This window comes from Vibrio sp. A1-b2 (genome assembly GCF_021726015.1).
Taxonomy (GTDB): domain Bacteria; phylum Pseudomonadota; class Gammaproteobacteria; order Enterobacterales; family Vibrionaceae; genus Vibrio; species Vibrio diazotrophicus.
Map to the genome: position 1 here is coordinate 238473 of NZ_JAKKCI010000006.1, position 16430 is coordinate 254902.

At 41.0% G+C, this 16430-nt stretch carries 11 protein-coding genes, 1 tRNA gene and 1 pseudogene; 6 read left to right on the plus strand and 7 right to left on the minus strand.

Features of this window, described 5'->3' with window-relative positions; translation table 11 throughout:
* Positions 1-58: 58 nt before the first annotated feature.
* The 3 genes from L3V23_RS14885 to pepA form a co-directional block, all read right to left on the minus strand.
* On the minus strand, positions 59-2920 hold the full coding sequence (locus tag L3V23_RS14885; RefSeq protein WP_237292443.1) for a valine--tRNA ligase: 2862 nt from the start codon (positions 2918-2920) through the stop codon (positions 59-61).
* 114 nt (positions 2921-3034) lie between these two features.
* Positions 3035-3484 carry a DNA polymerase III subunit chi gene (locus L3V23_RS14890; protein WP_102966272.1) on the minus strand — a complete coding sequence of 150 codons (450 nt, stop codon included), beginning with the start codon at positions 3482-3484 and terminating at the stop codon, positions 3035-3037.
* A 65-nt stretch (positions 3485-3549) separates the two neighbouring features.
* Positions 3550-5058 (minus strand): leucyl aminopeptidase, encoded by a 1509-nt coding sequence (gene pepA / locus L3V23_RS14895; protein WP_042485404.1) that lies wholly within the window; start codon positions 5056-5058, stop codon positions 3550-3552.
* Between the two features lie 191 nt (positions 5059-5249).
* On the opposite strand from pepA, the gene lptF reads away from it, so the two are divergent.
* Both lptF and lptG read left to right on the plus strand, forming a co-directional pair.
* On the plus strand, positions 5250-6353 hold the full coding sequence (lptF, locus tag L3V23_RS14900) for an LPS export ABC transporter permease LptF (protein WP_042485407.1): 1104 nt from the start codon (positions 5250-5252) through the stop codon (positions 6351-6353).
* A gap of 3 nt (positions 6354-6356) precedes the next feature.
* Positions 6357-7427: an LPS export ABC transporter permease LptG gene (gene lptG, locus L3V23_RS14905; RefSeq protein ID WP_102962916.1), complete on the plus strand. Its 1071-nt coding sequence runs from the start codon at positions 6357-6359 to the stop codon at positions 7425-7427.
* Between the two features lie 54 nt (positions 7428-7481).
* On the opposite strand, the gene L3V23_RS14910 is transcribed toward lptG, so the two are convergent.
* The 4 genes and pseudogenes from L3V23_RS14910 to L3V23_RS14925 all read right to left on the minus strand — a co-directional run bounded on the left by L3V23_RS14910 (position 7482) and on the right by L3V23_RS14925 (position 9652).
* Complete coding sequence (locus L3V23_RS14910; protein WP_042485412.1) at positions 7482-7952, minus strand: RDD family protein; 471 nt, start codon at positions 7950-7952, stop codon at positions 7482-7484.
* Positions 7953-8015: 63 nt separating this feature from the next.
* A pseudogene (locus L3V23_RS14915) lies at positions 8016-8150 on the minus strand (IS3 family transposase); the annotation flags it as partial.
* A gap of 58 nt (positions 8151-8208) precedes the next feature.
* Entirely contained in the window at positions 8209-8913 is a 705-nt protein-coding gene (locus L3V23_RS14920; protein WP_102954034.1) for a helix-turn-helix transcriptional regulator, read from the minus strand.
* Positions 8900-9652 carry an EAL domain-containing protein gene (locus L3V23_RS14925; protein ID WP_180980318.1) on the minus strand — a complete coding sequence of 251 codons (753 nt, stop codon included), beginning with the start codon at positions 9650-9652 and terminating at the stop codon, positions 8900-8902. The genes L3V23_RS14920 and L3V23_RS14925 overlap by 14 nt, the downstream gene beginning before the upstream one ends.
* A gap of 727 nt (positions 9653-10379) precedes the next feature.
* Between L3V23_RS14925 and L3V23_RS14930 the strand changes: the two genes are divergently transcribed.
* From L3V23_RS14930 to L3V23_RS14945, 4 genes are all read left to right on the plus strand, one after another.
* A tRNA-Leu gene (locus tag L3V23_RS14930) sits at positions 10380-10464 on the plus strand.
* A 319-nt stretch (positions 10465-10783) separates the two neighbouring features.
* The gene (locus L3V23_RS14935) at positions 10784-11752 is read left to right on the plus strand and encodes a 2-oxoglutarate and iron-dependent oxygenase domain-containing protein (protein WP_102954036.1); all 969 of its coding nucleotides are present in this window, start codon (positions 10784-10786) and stop codon (positions 11750-11752) included.
* 155 nt (positions 11753-11907) lie between these two features.
* Positions 11908-14316 (plus strand): EAL domain-containing protein, encoded by a 2409-nt coding sequence (locus L3V23_RS14940; RefSeq protein WP_237292445.1) that lies wholly within the window; start codon positions 11908-11910, stop codon positions 14314-14316.
* Between the two features lie 256 nt (positions 14317-14572).
* Positions 14573-15838, plus strand: a complete 1266-nt coding sequence (locus L3V23_RS14945; RefSeq protein WP_042490313.1) for an HD-GYP domain-containing protein — start codon at positions 14573-14575, stop codon at positions 15836-15838.
* Positions 15839-16430 lie beyond the last annotated feature (592 nt).

A 16430-nucleotide genomic window follows, 5' to 3' on the forward strand; every position in this document is an offset into this window, starting at 1 on the left:
TTACCAGAGAAACAAAAGGCAGCCTAGGCTGCCTTTTTAGTTTGGTTGTTAGCTTAGATTAAAGCGCAGCAATTGTTGCTTTCTGCTCTTCTAACTTCGCTAGAGTGTCTTTGTAACCTTCAAGCTTTTCACGCTCTTTCGCGATAACTGCTTCAGGCGCTTTAGCAACGAAGCCTTCGTTACCTAGCTTACCTTCGATGCGTTTGATTTCGCCTTCGGTTTTCGCCACTTCTTTCGCTAGACGAGCCAATTCTGCATCTTTATCGATTAGACCAGCCATTGGGATCATCAGCTCAGATTTCGCTACCAGTGCCGTTGCACATGCAGGTGTGGTTTCACCCGCTGCAAGCACGCGAACACTTTCCAGTTTCGCTAGAGAAACCAGTACTTGTTTGTTCGCTTCAAGACGCGCAGCATCTTGCTCGTTAGCAACTTTCAACATCACTTCAAGTGGTTTACCTGGGTTGATGTCGTACTCTGCACGTAGGTTACGAATCGCAGTAATAAAGGTTTTCACCCATTCGATATCATCTAGCGCTTCTTGGTTGAAGTTCGCAGCATCGTACTGAGGTAGCGCCTGTAGCATGATAGTGTCGCCTTCAACACCGTCTACTAGCGGCTTGATGCTTTGCCAGATAGTTTCAGTGATGTATGGCAATACTGGGTGAGCCAGACGAAGCGTTTTCTCTAGTACTGTGATTAGCGTGCGACGTGTTGCGCGTTGCTGTGCTTCAGTACCTTTCCACAATACAGGTTTGGTTAGCTCTAGGTACCAGTCACAGAATTGGTTCCAGATGAATTCGTACAGCGTGTTTGCTGCCATATCTAGACGGTAGTTGTCGATGTGCTCGTTGAACGCTTTTGCTGCTAGTTCAAATTGAGACTCGATCCACTTATCCGCTAGAGAGTATTCAAGCTCTGCACCTGCTGCGAAACCACAATCTTGCTCTTCTGTATTCATCATTACGTAACGGCTTGCGTTCCATAGTTTGTTACAGAAGTTGCGGTAACCTTCAAGACGCTTCATATCCCAGTTGATATCGCGACCTGTTGAAGCCATTGCTGCTAGAGTAAAGCGTAGTGCGTCAGTACCGTATGGTTCGATACCGTTTTCGAATGTTTTACGTGTGTTTTTCTCGATCTTCGCAGCAAGTTGCGGCTGCATCATGTTACCAGTACGCTTAGTTACTAGTGACTCAAGATCAATACCATCGATCATATCGATAGGATCCAGTACGTTACCTTTCGATTTCGACATCTTGTCGCCGTTTTCGTCACGAATTAGACCGGTAACGTAAACAGTCTTAAATGGTACTTGAGGTTTGCCGTCTTCATCTTTGATGAAGTGCATGGTCATCATGATCATACGAGCAACCCAGAAGAAGATGATGTCAAAGCCTGTCACCAATACTTCTGATGGGTGGAATACTTTCAGTGCGTCTGTTTTCTCTGGCCAGCCAAGAGTGCCGAACGTCCAAAGCGCAGAAGAGAACCAAGTATCCAGAACGTCTTCATCTTGGTTTAGTGCTACTTCAGCAGGAATATTGTTGTCTGCGCGAACTTCTTCTTCAGTACGACCTACGTATACGTTGCCTTCAGCGTCATACCAAGCAGGGATACGGTGACCCCACCATAGTTGGCGAGAGATACACCAGTCTTGAATATCACGCATCCAAGAGAAGTACATGTTTTCGTATTGCTTAGGTACGAACTGAATGTCTCCGTTTTCAACCGCTTCAACCGCTGGCTTGGCAAGAATACCTGCGCGCACGTACCATTGGTCTGTCAGCATTGGTTCGATAACCACACCACCACGGTCACCGTAAGGAACAGTTAGATCGTGATCTTTGATTTCGTCTAGTAAGCCAAGCTCTTCAAATTCAGCAATGATAGCTTTACGTGCAGCAAAACGCTCCATACCTTGGTATTTAGCCGGAAGTTCTGTGCTGTATGCTTCGCTCGCTTCACCGTTTGAGTTGAATACTTCCGCAGCATTACGCACGTTAGCATCAAAAGTGAATATGTTGATCATTGGTAGCTGGTGGCGCTTACCAACTTCATAGTCGTTGAAGTCGTGCGCAGGTGTGATTTTCACACAACCTGTACCTTTTTCCATATCGGCGTGCTCGTCACCCACGATAAGGATGCGACGACCAACGATAGGAAGGATAATTTCTTTACCGATAAGATCTTTGTAACGAGGATCTTCTGGGTTTACCGCAACACCCGTATCACCAAGCATGGTTTCTGGACGAGTGGTTGCTACAACAATATAGTCTTTACCGTCAGCAGTCTTAACACCATCAGCTAGAGGGTAGCGGAAGTGCCACATGTTGCCTTTAACATCTTTGTTTTCAACTTCAAGATCAGAAATTGCTGTGTGCAGTTTTGGATCCCAGTTAACAAGACGTTTACCACGATAGATAAGATCATCTTTGTATAGACGAACGAACACTTCCTGAACCGCTTTGTAGAAGCCGTCATCCATAGTGAAACGTTCACGATCCCAGTCAACCGATGCACCTAAGCGACGAAGCTGCTTAGTGATGGTGCCACCAGACTCGTTTTTCCATTCCCAAATTTTATCGATGAATGCATCACGGCCGTAATCGTGCTTAGTTTTGCCTTCTTCTGCAGCGATCTTACGCTCAACAACCATTTGAGTTGCGATACCTGCGTGGTCAGTACCCACTTGCCAAAGGGTGTTTTTGCCCTTCATGCGTTGGCAACGAATCAAGGTATCCATAATGGTATCTTGGAATGCGTGACCCATGTGAAGGCTACCAGTGACGTTCGGTGGCGGGATCATGATGCTGTATGCGTCTTTTGATGTGTCACCGTGAGGCTTAAAGTAGCCTTTTTCTTCCCAAGTCTTATACAGATCTTGTTCGATTGATGTTGGGTTGTATGTCTTTTCCATAGTGCTCTTAAATGGATACTTTGATGGTTAATTTAAGTCTATCGCTATAAGTGAGTTCTCTTTTGCAAGAGAGCTTAACTATAAGGATGAACATGTGTTCTTATCCAGTTGGTGTTAAGGATACTGGATTTCAATTGTCTGCAACTGATAACCGGCTTGGCGGTACATTTTGTAACGTTCACGCGCCAATTGTTTTGCTTTTTCTTCGCAGGGGACGAAGTCTACCACCTCTGTGAAGGCGTTCGCAAAGGTTGTATGATTATCGGCCAAATTTATTACCAGTTGGCGGTTCCAAGAAGGTTTCACTCCTACATGGCCAATTTCAATGTGAGTGCCGTATTTCGGACCTTCTCCCACTAGATTATGTGCAACAAAATCATTCGCTTCCACTTGCCAAAAACATTCCGCAATTCTTTCGGCATGCGCTTTATCGCCACATTGTAGGTACACTTTTGCGCCTTGACGGGAAAAGTGCTGGCAGAGATAAACCACGTAATCATTGAACCCTTGTGCAGAGCTTTGCGGGCTATCTTCTTTGACGATGTAGAACGTTGCTGTAGACATAGTGTTTCTGTATATCGAACCGTATTACTAAAAAAGGGCCTTTCGGCCCTTTTTATCTATGAGGATTATTCCTCGGTCTCTTGGCCACTGCGGTTTAGCAAGAATTGGACAAGCATTGAGACCGGACGGCCCGTTGAACCTTTCGCTGCGCCAGATTTCCAAGCGGTACCAGCGATATCTAGGTGTGCCCAGTTATATTTCTTAGCGAATTTAGACAGGAAACAACCTGCGGTAATTGCGCCACCAGGGCGACCACCGATGTTTGCCATGTCAGCAAATGGGCTCTTTAGCTGTTCGTGGTATTCGTCAGCCATTGGTAGACGCCATGCACGGTCACTTGCTTGCTCGGAAGCATTCACAAGTTCATGAGCTAGAGGGTTGTGGTTAGAAACCACGCCACTGATGTGGTGACCCAATGCGATAACACATGCGCCAGTTAGCGTTGCTACATCAACAACACAGTCTGGTTCGAAGCGCTCAACATAAGTCAGTGCATCACAAAGAACCAAACGGCCTTCAGCATCTGTGTTCAGTACTTCAACGGTTTGACCAGACATGGTTGTTAGGATGTCGCCAGGGCGGTAAGCGTTGCTACCCGGCATGTTTTCACAGCCAGCCAGAACACCGATAACGTTTAGTGGTAGGTTCAGTTTCGCCAATGCTTTCATAGTGCCGAATACTGAAGCTGCACCACACATGTCGTATTTCATCTCATCCATGCCTTCGCCTGGTTTAAGAGAAATACCGCCTGAATCGAAAGTCAGACCTTTACCAACAAGAACGATCGGTTTTGCTTCTGAGTCAGGATTACCCTTGTACTCAATGATGGACATCATGGATTCGTTTTTCGAACCACGACCAACCGCTAGGTATGAACTCATACCCAGTTTTTCCATCTCTTCTTCACCAATAATCTTGGTGGTTACGGTTTGGTAATCATCCGCAAGGCGACGTGCTTGAGAAGCTAAGTAAGCTGGGTTTGCTACGTTTGGCGGCATGTTACCCAAATCTTTACAAGCTTTAACACCCGATGAAACAGCCAAACCGTGAGAAATTGCGCGTTCACCTAGGCTTAATTCACGACGAGTTGGTACGTTAAATACCAATTTACGCAGTGGACGGCGAGTTTCAGGCTTGATGGTTTTGAACTGATCAAAGGTGTATAGGCCGTCTTTGGTTGCTTCAACAGCTTGACGAACTTTCCAGTAAGTATCACGACCTTTTACGTGTAACTCAGTCAAAAAGCACACCGCTTCCATTGAACCTGTTTCGTTCAAAGTACTGATGGTTTTTTGGATGATTTCTTTGTATTGTCGCTCACCTAGTTCGCGCTCTTTACCGCAACCAACTAGTAATACGCGCTCAGAAAGAACACCTGGTACTTGATGCAGAAGAAGCATCTGACCTGGTTTACCTTCTAGGTCACCACGACGAAGTAGTGAACTAATATAGCCGTCGCTGATTTTATCGAGCTGTTCTGCGACTGGAGAAAGGCGACGTGGTTCGAATACCCCAACAACAATACATGCACTGCGTTGTTTTTCAGGGCTACCACTTTTAACACTGAACTCCATGCGTACTCCTACATCTTGAAGACAAATAGAACTAAATGTTAGATAATGCATCTACACTTGTTGAATCCTTATCAGGATTACATCTTTGTTAAGTGTACTAACAGTTAGTCAAAAATTAAAAAAATAAAAGATTCAACGAGAAATTATAGTGATTCCATCAAAAAAACAAGTTTTGTATAGGTAATTTCAGCGTGATTATTGTTAGATATTTGATCCGCGAGACACTAAAGAGCCAATTTGCGATATTTTTCGTACTTTTTTTAGTGTTTTTAAGCCAAAAGTTTATTCGCGTTTTGGCTGATGCTTCCGACGGTGAAATTCCAGCTCGAATGATTTTATCCATTGTTGGTCTAAACATGCCGGCAATGGGTTTATTAATGCTGCCTTTAAGTCTCTATATCGGGATTTTGCTTACTTTTGGCCGTTTATACGCTGAAAGTGAAATAACAGTCATGAATGCAACGGGTATCGGGAATAAGTTCTTGGTACGCGCTGCCTTGTATCTTGCTGTTATTACCGCAAGTGTGGCTGCTTTTAACTCGATGTGGTTATCTCCTTGGAGTCAAGATAGAGAAGCACATTTGATGGAGAAACTTGCGTCTGAAAATAGTGTTGATTTGTTGCAAAAAGGACAGTTTCAACGTTCACCAGACGGTTCTTCGGTTGTTTTCATTGATAATATTGAAAACCGTAAACTCTCAAATGTGTTTGTAGCACAATTGGCGCCGCGTGAGTCGATTCTTCCAAGTGTGATGTTTTCAAATTATGGAAATGTGAAAGAGTTAAGTGATGGTCGACAAGTGATCACCATGTACGAAGGTACCCGTTACGAAGGTGTGCCAACTCGCGTCGATTATATGGTGACCAAGTTTGATGAATATGAAGGTTTGATTGGACAACGCGAAGTCAAAGATCGTGGTCGAGACTGGGAAGCGATACCGACTCTTGAACTGGTGAAGAATTCAAGCAGACAAGCACAAGCCGAGCTTCAGTGGCGTATTTCTCTGGTTGTCTGTATTCCATTGCTAACTATGTTGGTTGTTCCTTTATCTGCAGTTAACCCGCGCCAAGGACGTTTTGCCAAGATGGGGCCAGCAATATTAATTTATCTCACTTACTTCTTGGCAATCAGTGCAACGAAATCGGCGATTGAAGATGGCAGCATTCCTACCATTGTCGGTATGTGGCCGATAAATGCAGCTCTGTTATTAGCAGCGATTATGGCCAACCTGATGGACAGTGTTGCAGTGAGAAGATTGAAAGACAAATTCAAACAAAAGAAAAGGGTAGCTTAAGTCGTGTTTAAGATTTTAGATTGGTATATCGGACGAACAATCATAGCCACGAGCACCTTGGTACTGATTACTTTTGTCGGTTTGTCTGGAATTATCAAATACGTTGAACAGCTGCGTAAAGTTGGTGAAGGAACGTATGATTTGATTCAGGCACTGATTTTCGTCCTGCTTAGCGTACCTCGCGACATTGAGATGTTCTTCCCGATGGCTGCCTTGCTCGGTGCTTTGATTGGTTTAGGTGCATTAGCGGCAAGTTCGGAGCTTGTAGTTATGCAAGCGGCGGGTTTCTCTAAGCTGGATATCGGTTTATCTGTTCTTAAGACAGCAGTCCCTCTCATGATCATCATTACTCTTTTAGGGGAGTGGGGTGCTCCACAAGCGCAGAAAATGGCTCGTGATTTACGTTCTTTTGCGACGTCAGGTGGACAGATTTTATCTGTTCGAACGGGTGTCTGGGCTAGAGATGCCAATGATTTTATCTTTATTGGTAAGATCAATGACAACCGACTTTACGGTATGAACATGTGGCGTTTTGATGAGAACAAGCATCTGCGTCAGGTGTATAACGCAAAGCAAGTGGACTATATTGGTGAAAATAACTGGTTAATGAAAGATGTTGTTGTGACAGATATGAATGACGACATCGTGATTTCAAAACACTCATTGCCGGAATACCGCTGGAAAACCGCTTTAGCACCGGATAAGTTGGCTGTGGTGACGGTAAAACCAGAAGAGTTAGCGTTAAGTGGGCTTTATGATTATGTTCACTACCTTAAAGCATCAGAACAAGACTCATCCCGTTATGAGCTGGCGTTCTGGCGTAAGATTTCTCAGCCGTTTTCTATTGCAGTAATGATGCTGATGGCGCTCTCATTTATTTTTGGTCCACTACGAAGTGTGACAATGGGGGCTCGAATTTTGTCTGGTGTAATTGCAGGTTTCACCTTCTACATTTCCAGCGAATTCTTTGGACCTCTTAGCTTGGTATACAACATACCGCCTGTGTTTGGCGCTATAGCTCCAAGTTTGGTGTTCTTGACCATTGCTCTGTTGTTGTTAAGAAGAAAACTCTAAATAAAAAGGAAGGCTAAGCCTTCCTTTTTATTGTCTGTAAATCGTGAATTGGTATTAGCGAACCTTTGGTAACACCACCACTTCTGTCTTTGCCCACATATCTTGGAAACTGCGTTTCTGTGGGTCAATTAATACCGTCAGATTGCCTAAACCAAAACATGCCGTCGCTAGACGAATTAGCGCTTGCGTGACCGTGATTCTATTGCCGTCAGTATTTCGAACAACAATTTTCCAAGCTCTCATTCCGAGTGTTTGTCCAGCTCGAGTCCAAAAATAAACAAAGAAAGATAACCAAGCTAGCGCAAGGTAAAGTGTATAAACAGGGCTCCAAATGGGATGGCCTGTTAATAGATCACTGGCATCTTGATAGGGTGCGTAGCTCACTAAACCAGCGGCAACCAAAGCTTCCATCAAGGCCACGACAACGCCACCTGCTATCATTAGAATGGCCAGCACGATCAACGAGTCATAAATTAAAGCGCCTAAACGGCGAAAAAAGCCAGCGGGTGGCAAAGTAGTATTCATAGCGAACGAGTATTCCTTATTAGATAGCCGCAGGATATTGATCCAGCCAGATTGGACACTTCATTAAGCGTCATTTTGTTTTTCAAAGTTAACAGGGCTTGGATATCCAACAGCACTTTGCCTTCTCGTCCGATGATAATCAACCTCAATATACTAAAATATCGTTTGATACATATCGTCTCTGGTCTTCATATCCTCGGCAAGGTCAACGGTAAGTGCAGACTAGTCTAGATTAAAAGGAGTTGGTCAAGAGTATTTAATCATCTAGAGTTCGATACACTTTTGGAGGGAACCCATAAGAGTCTTTAAACTTTTTGCAAAAATACGAGCTACTATTGAACCCGCACTTATCCGATATGGTAGATATAGGTAAATAGCTATGTTTCAATAAATGCGCTGCTTTAGCCATCCTTGCTGTCGTTAGAAGTTGTGAAAGAGAAGTATTTTCTTCTTTTAATCTTCTACATAAAGTTGTTTTAGATAGATAGAGAATACAACATATATCTTCAAGCTCCCAACGCCTACATAAATCCTTTCGAATAACACTAAATACTTTTCCAGAATAAGAACGGTCAGATATCCGGTTTTCATTAGATAGTGAATGATAAATTTTTTCATGTAGAGCATCTATTAAAACTGACTTTGATAATAAATTTGAATTTTCAACCTCAGCTAATGCAGATATGTTTTCAAAGTTTATTTTTAAAAATATGTCTCGTCGGACTCTATGTATTTTATAAATGTTTATATAAAACTCACACCCATTTATAGGTACAATAGCGCAATTAACTAAACTGTTTTTAGGAACAAGTACACATCCATTATTAGGGATTTTTATTACATTCCCTATATAAGAGATGTATCCTATAGCACCTTGAATTGACACTATGTGATAATGCTTTGAAAAAAATCTAACTTTAAAATTGCTGTTATATATTTTGATTTTTCTAGTAAGTAGCATTTTTATCTTTTTTCAGCTGAAATGTATTATCTTCGAATGAGTTCAATGTATCAGGATAGGCGTAATAATACCCCTGACCTAAAATATTCTCTCCTTTGACAACATTGTGTTGAAATGAGCTCTCGATCCCTTCAAAAATCAAGCCATCTTTGCAGTATGGCTGCAATACATAGTATATAGAATCGGCCAATAAACTAACGTCTGAGTTATGATGTAAAACACTTTTGTCGATTTTAATTCTATCCCACGTAATTAAACCAAATGTGAGATTTGCACTATTGTACTCATGGTAATAATCATCTAACCATATCTTTATTCCAGATCTCTGTAGTTTAGCGATATTGTTAAGTAGGATGGTACATCTAACATCATGGTTTACGTCATTTATTTCTAAAATGAAGTTCTTCTTTTTGAAACTCAACAAGCTCAATATAAACTGTTCGTCAAGTAGGGTTGACATTGTTAAGTTAATAGAAAATTCTTTACCTATACCATGTCTCTGAAAGTAATAAATCTGATGAATGGATACTAGCTTTATAAATTCATCATCAATTTCACTAAAGAAGTCTTCGCTATTTAACTGTTCCCCCGAATGTTTACTTACTCGAGATAAAACTTCAAAATATTTAATCTCTGAACTTTCGGTATCAACGATTGGTTGTACTAAAAAATCTAATTCTGCATAAGTAGAGCCTTTTTTTATTATTATTCCACTTTTTACATTTTCAACTGAAAACATGATGAGCTCCATTATCATTAGATGTTATCAGAGTGACCAATACTAACCCTCAAACAAGCGTACATCTACAAAACACAACAAAATTACAATAAATTGGATATTTTTTTATACACACAATAAAAGTGTCAATATTCTGTATTGTTAATACTCCGGTAATTGTATTGCGACTCGAATCCGACTTCGTAGTGTGAGCATCTCTCCATTCTTTTATGAGTTTTGTCTCATATCGTGTCAGATGAGGTTTAGGTCAAAACTTAAAACTGCAATGCTTTGTTGAAAATTTTGCGCAGAATATCACGAATATTTTTTTTAAAGCAGTAGAGGATTGTATTAAATGTGATTTTTGTCTCTTTAATTGATTCTTGTATGTTACTGGTGTCGTATCTAACAACTGGATGAAATCTACGGATCTTTGGTGAGTTCAGAGAAGCGAGTTGGAAGATTTTGGATACTGGCAGCTTCATGAACGCAGAAGACGAGCAGAAATGATATATGGTGTTCTAGCTAACATTGTTAACGGCTAGGCTTCGGATATTACGGTGAATAGCCTTTAAAACTTTCTAGATGGGAGGCTTTTTGGGGATATGGATTTAATTTTCTCTTCTGAGCTTAGCTTTGTCACACTATATGGCGAAATATTCAGCAAACGATTTTGTTTTCAGTATATTGCTATTGCACCCGTTAGTTTCTTCCGTATAATCCAACCATCAAAGGCGATAGCCTAGATGCCGGTATGGTGAAATTGGTATACACGACGGATTCAAAATCCGTTGCCTTCGGGCGTGGCGGTTCAAGTCCGCCTACCGGTACCATATTTAAACAACAAAGCCTCGACGAAAGTCGGGGCTTTGTTGTATCTGGTTCAGGAAAGTCTCATCCCTACTCATTCGCTCTCTACAGGCTAGGTTGGTGCATCCCTTCATTCACTTGCATTAATCTAGTGCAGTATTCCCTCTTCTCACTACTCAATATTTACTCCAAGCTTTATTGGTTCTCGATTGATACTACTTGTCTACTTGTCTACTTGTCTACTTGTCTACTTGTCTACTTGTCTACTTGGTCGGCTTTTTGCTTATTTGGTTACAAATTAGAAAGTTGCTCGTAGAAGAGAGTTGTCTACAAGGAGAAAGTATGACGCTACCGATTATCGATATTTCCCCACTGAATTCTGACAATAAAAAAGATTGGCAGCCTGTTATTCAACAGATAGACAGTGCTTGCCGTGAACTTGGCTTTTTCTATGTTATTGGTCACGGCATCCCTCAACAGCAGTTCGACCATATTCAATCAATGGCCAATTTATTGTTTAGTTTGCCCGAGGAAGAGAAACAAAAAATTTCTATCGAAAAGAGTTCTAACCACCGAGGTTGGGGACGGCTGAGTGCAGAAAAACTTGATCCGTTAGGAGAACTGGATTGCAAAGAATCATTTGATATGGCTTTGGATCTTTCCCCATATCATTCTCAAGTAGGCCGTTGTGCCAAATTATATGGTCCAAACCAATATCCTAATATTGAGGGTTTTGCTCAGGCTGTGGGACAGCATTATTCCCTCACTCTTGATGTAGGATTAAAAATCTTGAAAGCGATGGCATTGGCATTAGGTGAAAAGGAAAACTTCTTTTCTCAAAGCTTCAGTTTGCCAATTTCAGTGTTAAGAATGCTCCATTACCCCAGTCAAACTGAGGAGACGAATGGAGCGGGAGCTCATACTGATTACGGATGTATTACGTTGCTGTATCAAGATCAGAGTGGTGGTTTACAAGTCTTGAATAAGCAAGAAAAGTGGGTTGACGCAACTCCTGTTGAGGGATCTTTCGTTGTTAATATCGGTGATTTAATGCAGCGTTGGACGAATGATATATACCGTTCGACAAAACATAGGGTGGCTAGTCCTACTTCAGGTAAGACACGCTTTTCTATGCCTTTTTTTGTTGAGCCTAACTATGACACTCCTATTGTAACTTTAGATTCATGTTTGGCTGAAAAACAAGGACAAGGTGGATATCCACCGATTACAGCAGGGGACTGGATATTATCCCGCTTTGAAGATACCTATTCGTATCGTCGACAAGTCGAAGACGGTGTAGTCGAGGTTTGATTTGCAAGCTTCTTTGTTCTTTTGAAGCAGAGTTTAATGTCACGAAATTGAATTTGCTCAATCAATCTAAAGCGCTGGTCAACTATAGTTAAGTAAAGCCACTCAGATTATGAGTGGCTATCTTGGCTGAAGTTTTTGCAACTTAAGGTGAATGTATGCAAGAAGGTCTTGGTTCAGCGGCTGAGCAAAGAAAAGCGGTGCCTTTTAATTGGACTTTAAATATTGCTACTCAGGAGTTTAGTTACGACAGAGAGGCAACTCATCCTTTTTTATTCCCCAATCATTCTATAAATAGCTTTGGTGAATGGCTTGCATTAATGAGTCCTTCTTATCGGCACGATATTGAGCAACTGCTTGAATCTGTGTGTCAAGACCAACACAAACGTACGTGTGTTGTTGCTCTTTGGGAAGATAGGCATCATGGTTTTTATGCCTCGTTTTCTGCTGAAAAACTCTCTCAGTATGTTGTTCAGGGAGAAACGCAACTAATTTTTGAAGTGAAGCAAGATCGACAGACCATGCATTGGTTTGATTTTATGTTGAGGCAGGATAATTGCGGGGTATTGATTACCAATAGTGAAAACAAGATCTTAGCCTGTAATAAAAAGTTCGAGCAATTATCTGGGTTTGGTTTGGGCGATCTTGTGAGTTTGAATAGTATTCTGCTGTTTGAAGAAGATCCTAGCTCACTAAAAACACCTAAACCTTCAGCTAGCAGAAATTTCTTAATTAAGCATTCGTCAGGGGAGCTTAGACAGTGCAGAGCTGCATCTATTTCGCTCGCCTTTTTACAGCATCCTGATATTTCTTTTACGATATTCTCTTTGTTGCCTAGCATTAAGCATTCAATTGAAAGCAGTATACTGACGAAAAAAGCATTTGGTGATCAATTGGATGTTATTTATCAGCGACAAATCGCCAATACTATCTATGTGGTAATGACGTTGAGTATTGAAAGCCGCATTTCCAATTTCGAAAACACACTTAATGATGTTATGGCTCGACTCAAAAAGTGTCGGATGTTTGGCAAAATAAAAGACAATTTCTATTTGGCTTGTATTGAGTGCTCTGCGCCTGTGAACGAAAAGCCATATCGCTACCTTCATCGACAGATAAACTATTTCTTTCAGGAATTGAAATCGTCACATTCAGAAATTTATCAATCTGTTGCAAAAGGTAGAGTTGGTATTTCTGTTCTTGGCGTAGACGCCAGCAATGCAAAAATGGCTGTTACTCATTCTGTTCAGGCGATACTAGAACAGCATTCAGAGGATCGCGGACAGCATATTCGTTTTTTTGATAGTGATTTACATCGTCAAATAAAGAAAAGGAAGCTACTGGAAGAATTGATCTCTGATCTTATTGAAACAAAGCAAGTAGAAATAAAATATCAACCTATACTAGATACTCAATCATGGAACATCTCCGGATACGAAGCTCGATTTGAACTTCCTTTACCTCCGGCTCTATCTTCAACTCGTGTGGAATTAGAAAGTATTATTCAGGACCTAAATTTGTCGGCAGAGTTAGATGTCATCGTTCAGGAAAAGGTATTTAAAGAACAGGCGTTGCTTCAGTCTTATCATTCGTCACCAATAACGGTAACTTTAAACATTCTGTGCCAGCACGAAGCTAAAAATTTTGTCGATGTCTTGTACTGCTTGGTTCGCCAGATGCGGGATTATAAAGTGGACCCCCATCAGTTTTATTTGCAAGTTGCTCCTGATGCACTTCGTTCTATAGCTACTCAAGATATAAATATGTGGCAGCAGTTAGGAATCAAATTTGTGATGGATAATGTTGAGATAAGTAACACTATCTCAACTAGCCTACCAACCGAACGTTATAATTTGTTCAAAATCAATCCTAACTATCTAGAGTCACTGGCTCACTCACAAATGATTCATAAAGTCATTAAAACCTTGGTGGATGAATGTCATTCGCTGAATGTGTCTGTAGCAATAGACACAGTTGCAGCCATTAATGATGCAAAATTGCTGGCTTATTTGGGTCTTGATTATATGAGTGGTGGATGCTTTTCTGGTCCAGAAAGCGTGGATGCTATTCCGACAGTGATTAAGAAGATTGAATCGTTAAAGCCATCATTACTTAAGGATGAGGGTGTTGTTGGGAAAAATATCAGCACCTTACAAAACCTGTGTCATGCACAGATGCCACACCTAGACCCAAGTGATACCGTAGCTGCAGCACAGCAGTATTTTTTGTCATCAGAAATTGAAGTCCTTCCGGTCATTAACCACCGAGAATGTGTCGGTATTATTGACCGGGCCTGCTTGAACCTACACCTTACGCCACGCATGGGGACTGATCTTGAAACTACTCAGGAAAACTTAATGTGGCATCGACCAGTTAGTCAAATTATGCAGCTCTCATTCACCAAATTGGACGCAAAAATGGATATCAGTAACGTGAGTTCTTTGATTGAAGAAGAGGAACTGGCATTTCCATGGGTTCTTACTGAAGGTAAAATCTTTAAAGGTATTGTTACTCCAAACTGTGTTATTCAGCATTTTGCTTCTTCATATTTAAAGCGTAATTCCTAATGAATGTTCGTTTTTGCAATGCAATAGCGCATTTATTTGAGTTTCTATCGCTCAATATTGCATAAAGAGCTCGCAAATTTAGGCAAAAGTAGTCACAAAGGCTGATACCACTATCTTGTGACTATTTTCTCTCGCTAAGGATAGTGTCTATAATTGTCGCTAATAAATAGTGTTAAAAGTTGTACCTTTATAGACGTTGTTCAAATATCAACTTCTAAGTAAGAGTACCTGAAGTTATCAGAGGTTTTAGTAAATTGTGGCGAGCATAAAAATTACGGTCGATAGATTACAACCAGGGTTACATATACGCTTGCCAGTAAAGTGGAACGAGCATCCATTTTTATTCAATAGTTTTAAGATTAAAGACCAAGAACAAATTCGCTTGATTAAACACTTGGGAATACAACATGTGTTTCTCAATCCTAGCCAAAGTGATACCCAACCACTTCCACCTGTAACGAATACTGCTCCTGTTGATGATCAAGAAAATGAAGTCGAAAGCGATATCAATAGTGAAGCTGATAAATTGTGGCAAGAAAAACAAAACAGAATTGAAAAACTCAGTGCCTATCGTCGTCGGGTGATCAGTTGTGAAAAAGAATTCGAACGTTCACTTGCTCGCATGCGTGCGGTAATGAACAAGATTCGCAACCGACCAATGGATGCTGTCGATGAGGCTGCTCAGTTGGTCGATGATATTGTTGATAAGCTGCTCGGTGATGATAGCGTCACCTTACATTTAATGAATGGTAAAAGTGAGTTTGAAGATATTTACTTCCATTCGTTAAACGTATCAGTAATCGCGATGATGATAGGCAGAGCGAAAGGATATCCTGCAGATAAGATAAAAGAGATAGCTTTTGCCTCTCTCTTTCACGATATCGGTAAAATCCGAATTCCTACAGCTATCGTTCGTAAACAAACACCTTTAACTGAGCCTGAAAAAAACTACCTAAAAATGCACACCAAATACGGATTGGAAATCTCTCAGAACATTAAAGAGTTTCCTGATAGTGCAAGAAGAGTGATTGAACAGCATCACGAGCTGCTTGATGGCTCTGGGTACCCTCTAGGTTTGAAAGGGGATGATATTGACGAACTCGCTCAAGTTATTGCTGTTGCTAATGCCTTTGATAACTTGTGTCACCCTAATGTACCAAGTGAGCAAAAAATCCCTTATGTCGCTCTTTCTTATCTATATAAGAACTGTAAGCACATTTATAACAATGAGAACTTGAACATTTTAGTTAAGTTTATGGGTGTGTTCCCGCCGGGGACAGTAGTGCAGTTGTCTAATGAAATGGTTGGTCTGGTAATTTCAGTGAATGCGAACAGCCTTTTATATCCTAATGTCCTTATTTACGATCCGTCGGTACCTAGAACTCAAGCACCTATTATTGACTTAGCAGATAAAGATATAAAAATCGTTAATGCTATTCTGCCTCATAAACTTCCCGATAAAGTGAGAGAGTATTTAAATCCACGCTCAAGGATCTCTTACTTCTTTGATAGTGAAGAATAGTTATCCACAGCATTTTGTGAGTAACCTGTTCCTTTCTTGAGGGTGAAGAGTACATAAAATGACGTTCGTTGTTTATTTAAACAAACGAACGTTTTTTTTAAATAAATTCACCTTTTTCGCTTGCTAAGTTTATCCATCTCCCTATAATGCCGCCTCACTGACACGGCAGACGTCGCAAGGCTTCAGCAGGTGTTGGTAGAGGATAAGACTTCTAAAAAGAAAAATTGAAAAAGTGTTTGACACTGACAGTTATCTAGCTAGAATGCACCTCCGCTTTGAGAAGAAAGTTTCTGCAAAGCAACGCTCTTTAACAATTTAAACCTATCAATCTGTGTGGGCACTCGTTGATGAAAATCAAAGTTAAGTCTTTGTTCTAGTAACAAAGCAACTTAGGTTTCAATGAACTGAGTGACCAATCAAGACTTCGGTCTTGGCACAGTCAATTCATTATCATTCTGTTGGAATGGTAATAGCTTTAAAATTACGTCTTACTTTCGAGTAAGAGCAGTTTTGAAGTCAGTATTCGTTGAGCCGACAAAATCTTAAATTGAAGAGTTTGATCATGGCTCAGATTGAACGCTGGCGGCAGGCC

What these genes read in the sequence shown, in the direction of transcription:
- L3V23_RS14935 (WP_102954036.1), top strand. Translation starts at nt 10,784, where the DNA reads ATGACGCTACCGATTATCGATATTTCCCCACTGAATTCTGACAATAAA.
- L3V23_RS14885 (WP_237292443.1), bottom strand. Translation starts at nt 2,920, where the DNA reads ATGGAAAAGACATACAACCCAACATCAATCGAACAAGATCTGTATAAG.
- L3V23_RS14910 (WP_042485412.1), bottom strand. Translation starts at nt 7,952, where the DNA reads ATGAATACTACTTTGCCACCCGCTGGCTTTTTTCGCCGTTTAGGCGCT.
- L3V23_RS14920 (WP_102954034.1), bottom strand. Translation starts at nt 8,913, where the DNA reads ATGCTACTTACTAGAAAAATCAAAATATATAACAGCAATTTTAAAGTT.
- L3V23_RS14890 (WP_102966272.1), bottom strand. Translation starts at nt 3,484, where the DNA reads ATGTCTACAGCAACGTTCTACATCGTCAAAGAAGATAGCCCGCAAAGC.
- L3V23_RS14925 (WP_180980318.1), bottom strand. Translation starts at nt 9,652, where the DNA reads ATGTTTTCAGTTGAAAATGTAAAAAGTGGAATAATAATAAAAAAAGGC.
- pepA (WP_042485404.1), bottom strand. Translation starts at nt 5,058, where the DNA reads ATGGAGTTCAGTGTTAAAAGTGGTAGCCCTGAAAAACAACGCAGTGCA.
- L3V23_RS14940 (WP_237292445.1), top strand. Translation starts at nt 11,908, where the DNA reads ATGCAAGAAGGTCTTGGTTCAGCGGCTGAGCAAAGAAAAGCGGTGCCT.